We start from the raw sequence: 5,471 nt of genomic DNA on the forward strand, positions 1-5,471 counted from the left end.
AGTTTTCGCCTTATTAACGATTCGATCCTCTCGGTCGAAAGCGGTTGAAAAGAGGTGTTGACAGCAGCGTGTAACGCTGTAGAATTCGCCTCCCGCTAACGAGAGATCGGAAGCGCAAGTGGTTGAAGTTAAAAAGGAAACTTTGAAAACTTCTTAAAAAAATCACTTGACAGCAAATGAGGCTGCTGTAGAATGCGCGCCTCGGTTGAGACGAAAGATCTTAACCAACCGCTCTTTAACAACTGAATCAAGCAATTCGTGTGGGTGCTTGTGGAGTCAGACTGATAGTCAAAAAGATTATCAGCATCACAAGTTACTCCGCGAGAAATCAAAGATGTAACCAACGATTGCTGAGCCAAGTTTAGGGTTTTCTCAAAACCCAAAGATGTTTGAACTGAAGAGTTTGATCATGGCTCAGATTGAACGCTGGCGGCAGGCCTAACACATGCAAGTCGAGCGGCAGCACGGGTACTTGTACCTGGTGGCGAGCGGCGGACGGGTGAGTAATGCCTAGGAATCTGCCTAGTAGTGGGGGATAACGTCCGGAAACGGGCGCTAATACCGCATACGTCCTACGGGAGAAAGTGGGGGATCTTCGGACCTCACGCTATTAGATGAGCCTAGGTCGGATTAGCTAGTTGGTGAGGTAATGGCTCACCAAGGCGACGATCCGTAACTGGTCTGAGAGGATGATCAGTCACACTGGAACTGAGACACGGTCCAGACTCCTACGGGAGGCAGCAGTGGGGAATATTGGACAATGGGCGAAAGCCTGATCCAGCCATGCCGCGTGTGTGAAGAAGGTCTTCGGATTGTAAAGCACTTTAAGTTGGGAGGAAGGGCAGTTACCTAATACGTGATTGTTTTGACGTTACCGACAGAATAAGCACCGGCTAACTCTGTGCCAGCAGCCGCGGTAATACAGAGGGTGCAAGCGTTAATCGGAATTACTGGGCGTAAAGCGCGCGTAGGTGGTTTGTTAAGTTGGATGTGAAAGCCCCGGGCTCAACCTGGGAACTGCATCCAAAACTGGCAAGCTAGAGTATGGTAGAGGGTGGTGGAATTTCCTGTGTAGCGGTGAAATGCGTAGATATAGGAAGGAACACCAGTGGCGAAGGCGACCACCTGGACTGATACTGACACTGAGGTGCGAAAGCGTGGGGAGCAAACAGGATTAGATACCCTGGTAGTCCACGCCGTAAACGATGTCAACTAGCCGTTGGGAGCCTTGAGCTCTTAGTGGCGCAGCTAACGCATTAAGTTGACCGCCTGGGGAGTACGGCCGCAAGGTTAAAACTCAAATGAATTGACGGGGGCCCGCACAAGCGGTGGAGCATGTGGTTTAATTCGAAGCAACGCGAAGAACCTTACCAGGCCTTGACATCCAATGAACTTTCTAGAGATAGATTGGTGCCTTCGGGAACATTGAGACAGGTGCTGCATGGCTGTCGTCAGCTCGTGTCGTGAGATGTTGGGTTAAGTCCCGTAACGAGCGCAACCCTTGTCCTTAGTTACCAGCACGTTATGGTGGGCACTCTAAGGAGACTGCCGGTGACAAACCGGAGGAAGGTGGGGATGACGTCAAGTCATCATGGCCCTTACGGCCTGGGCTACACACGTGCTACAATGGTCGGTACAAAGGGTTGCCAAGCCGCGAGGTGGAGCTAATCCCATAAAACCGATCGTAGTCCGGATCGCAGTCTGCAACTCGACTGCGTGAAGTCGGAATCGCTAGTAATCGCGAATCAGAATGTCGCGGTGAATACGTTCCCGGGCCTTGTACACACCGCCCGTCACACCATGGGAGTGGGTTGCACCAGAAGTAGCTAGTCTAACCTTCGGGAGGACGGTTACCACGGTGTGATTCATGACTGGGGTGAAGTCGTAACAAGGTAGCCGTAGGGGAACCTGCGGCTGGATCACCTCCTTAATCGACGACATCAGCTGCTTCATAAGCTCCCACACGAATTGCTTGATTCATTGAAGAAGACGATAGAAGCAGCTTTAAGCTCCAAGCTGATAGCTCCAAGCTAACAGTTACAAGCTCGAAATTGGGTCTGTAGCTCAGTTGGTTAGAGCGCACCCCTGATAAGGGTGAGGTCGGCAGTTCGAATCTGCCCAGACCCACCAATTTTGTTATGGGGCCATAGCTCAGCTGGGAGAGCGCCTGCCTTGCACGCAGGAGGTCAGCGGTTCGATCCCGCTTGGCTCCACCATAAACTGCTTCTGAAAGCTTAGAAATGAGCATTCACTTTGAATGTTGATTTCTAGTCTTTTGATTAGATCGTTCTTTAAAAATTTGGGTATGTGATAGAAAGATAGACTGAACGTTACTTTCACTGGTAACGGATCAGGCTAAGGTAAAATTTGTGAGTTCTCTTTTAATTAAGAATGCAAATTTTCGGCGAATGTCGTCTTCATAGTATAACCAGATTGCTTGGGGTTATATGGTCAAGTGAAGAAGCGCATACGGTGGATGCCTTGGCAGTCAGAGGCGATGAAAGACGTGGTAGCCTGCGATAAGCTTCGGGGAGTCGGCAAACAGACTTTGATCCGGAGATCTCTGAATGGGGGAACCCAGCCATCATAAGATGGTTATCTTGTACTGAATACATAGGTGCAAGAGGCGAACCAGGGGAACTGAAACATCTAAGTACCCTGAGGAAAAGAAATCAACCGAGATTCCCTTAGTAGTGGCGAGCGAACGGGGACTAGCCCTTAAGTGGCTTTGAGATTAGCGGAACGCTCTGGAAAGTGCGGCCATAGTGGGTGATAGCCCTGTACGCGAAAATCTCTTAGTCATGAAATCGAGTAGGACGGGGCACGAGAAACCTTGTCTGAATATGGGGGGACCATCCTCCAAGGCTAAATACTACTGACTGACCGATAGTGAACTAGTACCGTGAGGGAAAGGCGAAAAGAACCCCGGAGAGGGGAGTGAAATAGATCCTGAAACCGTATGCGTACAAGCAGTGGGAGCAGACTTTGTTCTGTGACTGCGTACCTTTTGTATAATGGGTCAGCGACTTATTTTCAGTGGCAAGCTTAACCGAATAGGGGAGGCGTAGCGAAAGCGAGTCTTAATAGGGCGTCTAGTCGCTGGGAATAGACCCGAAACCGGGCGATCTATCCATGGGCAGGTTGAAGGTTAGGTAACACTGACTGGAGGACCGAACCGACTACCGTTGAAAAGTTAGCGGATGACCTGTGGATCGGAGTGAAAGGCTAATCAAGCTCGGAGATAGCTGGTTCTCCTCGAAAGCTATTTAGGTAGCGCCTCATGTATCACTGTAGGGGGTAGAGCACTGTTTCGGCTAGGGGGTCATCCCGACTTACCAAACCGATGCAAACTCCGAATACCTACAAGTGCCGAGCATGGGAGACACACGGCGGGTGCTAACGTCCGTCGTGAAAAGGGAAACAACCCAGACCGTCAGCTAAGGTCCCAAAGTTATGGTTAAGTGGGAAACGATGTGGGAAGGCTTAGACAGCTAGGAGGTTGGCTTAGAAGCAGCCACCCTTTAAAGAAAGCGTAATAGCTCACTAGTCGAGTCGGCCTGCGCGGAAGATGTAACGGGGCTCAAACCATACACCGAAGCTACGGGTATCACGTAAGTGATGCGGTAGAGGAGCGTTCTGTAAGCCTGTGAAGGTGAGTTGAGAAGCTTGCTGGAGGTATCAGAAGTGCGAATGCTGACATGAGTAACGACAATGGGTGTGAAAAACACCCACGCCGAAAGACCAAGGTTTCCTGCGCAACGTTAATCGACGCAGGGTTAGTCGGTCCCTAAGGCGAGGCTGAAAAGCGTAGTCGATGGAAAACAGGTTAATATTCCTGTACTTCTAGTTATTGCGATGGAGGGACGGAGAAGGCTAGGCCAGCTTGGCGTTGGTTGTCCAAGTTTAAGGTGGTAGGCTGGAATCTTAGGTAAATCCGGGGTTCTAAGGCCGAGAGCTGATGACGAGTTACCTTTTAGGTGACGAAGTGGTTGATGCCATGCTTCCAAGAAAAGCTTCTAAGCTTCAGATAACTAGGAACCGTACCCCAAACCGACACAGGTGGTTGGGTAGAGAATACCAAGGCGCTTGAGAGAACTCGGGTGAAGGAACTAGGCAAAATGGCACCGTAACTTCGGGAGAAGGTGCGCCGGTGAGGGTGAAGGACTTGCTCCGTAAGCTCATGCCGGTCGAAGATACCAGGCCGCTGCGACTGTTTATTAAAAACACAGCACTCTGCAAACACGAAAGTGGACGTATAGGGTGTGACGCCTGCCCGGTGCCGGAAGGTTAATTGATGGGGTTAGCTAACGCGAAGCTCTTGATCGAAGCCCCGGTAAACGGCGGCCGTAACTATAACGGTCCTAAGGTAGCGAAATTCCTTGTCGGGTAAGTTCCGACCTGCACGAATGGCGTAACGATGGCGGCGCTGTCTCCACCCGAGACTCAGTGAAATTGAAATCGCTGTGAAGATGCAGTGTATCCGCGGCTAGACGGAAAGACCCCGTGAACCTTTACTATAGCTTTGCACTGGACTTTGAATTTGCTTGTGTAGGATAGGTGGGAGGCTTTGAAGCGTGAACGCCAGTTTGCGTGGAGCCATCCTTGAAATACCACCCTGGCAACTTTGAGGTTCTAACTCAGGTCCGTTATCCGGATCGAGGACAGTGTATGGTGGGTAGTTTGACTGGGGCGGTCTCCTCCTAAAGAGTAACGGAGGAGTACGAAGGTGCGCTCAGACCGGTCGGAAATCGGTCGTAGAGTATAAAGGCAAAAGCGCGCTTGACTGCGAGACAGACACGTCGAGCAGGTACGAAAGTAGGTCTTAGTGATCCGGTGGTTCTGTATGGAAGGGCCATCGCTCAACGGATAAAAGGTACTCCGGGGATAACAGGCTGATACCGCCCAAGAGTTCATATCGACGGCGGTGTTTGGCACCTCGATGTCGGCTCATCACATCCTGGGGCTGAAGCCGGTCCCAAGGGTATGGCTGTTCGCCATTTAAAGTGGTACGCGAGCTGGGTTTAGAACGTCGTGAGACAGTTCGGTCCCTATCTGCCGTGGACGTTTGAGATTTGAGAGGGGCTGCTCCTAGTACGAGAGGACCGGAGTGGACGAACCTCTGGTGTTCCGGTTGTCACGCCAGTGGCATTGCCGGGTAGCTATGTTCGGAAAAGATAACCGCTGAAAGCATCTAAGCGGGAAACTTGCCTCAAGATGAGATCTCACTGGGATCTTGAATCCCCTAAAGGGCCGTCGAAGACTACGACGTTGATAGGTTGGGTGTGTAAGCGCTGTGAGGCGTTGAGCTAACCAATACTAATTGCCCGTGAGGCTTGACCATATAACACCCAAGCAATTTGCTTAAGAAGCGAGTTGCGGTGTGTGAAGACGATACAAACCGAAAGTTTGCGAACACACAAACCTATTACATACCCATTCGCTGGCACGTTGCACAAGCAACGGACTGGCTA

At 50.8% G+C, this 5,471-nt stretch carries 2 tRNA genes and 2 rRNA genes; all 4 read left to right on the plus strand.

The features are described from left to right. Positions 1-391: 391 nt before the first annotated feature. The 4 genes from AC1RMG_RS32325 to AC1RMG_RS32340 all read left to right on the plus strand — a co-directional run bounded on the left by AC1RMG_RS32325 (position 392) and on the right by AC1RMG_RS32340 (position 5,341). Positions 392-1,930: ribosomal RNA gene (locus AC1RMG_RS32325) — 16S ribosomal RNA — on the plus strand. A gap of 123 nt (positions 1,931-2,053) precedes the next feature. Continuing rightward, positions 2,054-2,130: transfer RNA gene (locus AC1RMG_RS32330), tRNA-Ile, on the plus strand. Between the two features lie 10 nt (positions 2,131-2,140). Continuing rightward, a tRNA-Ala gene (locus AC1RMG_RS32335) sits at positions 2,141-2,216 on the plus strand. A gap of 233 nt (positions 2,217-2,449) precedes the next feature. Then, a 23S ribosomal RNA gene (locus tag AC1RMG_RS32340) occupies positions 2,450-5,341 on the plus strand. The 16S and 23S rRNA genes sit together here with 2 tRNA genes alongside, the layout of an rRNA operon. The last annotated feature ends 130 nt before the right edge of the window (positions 5,342-5,471 follow it).

This window comes from Pseudomonas sp. GW822-FHT04H02, from assembly GCF_058800645.1.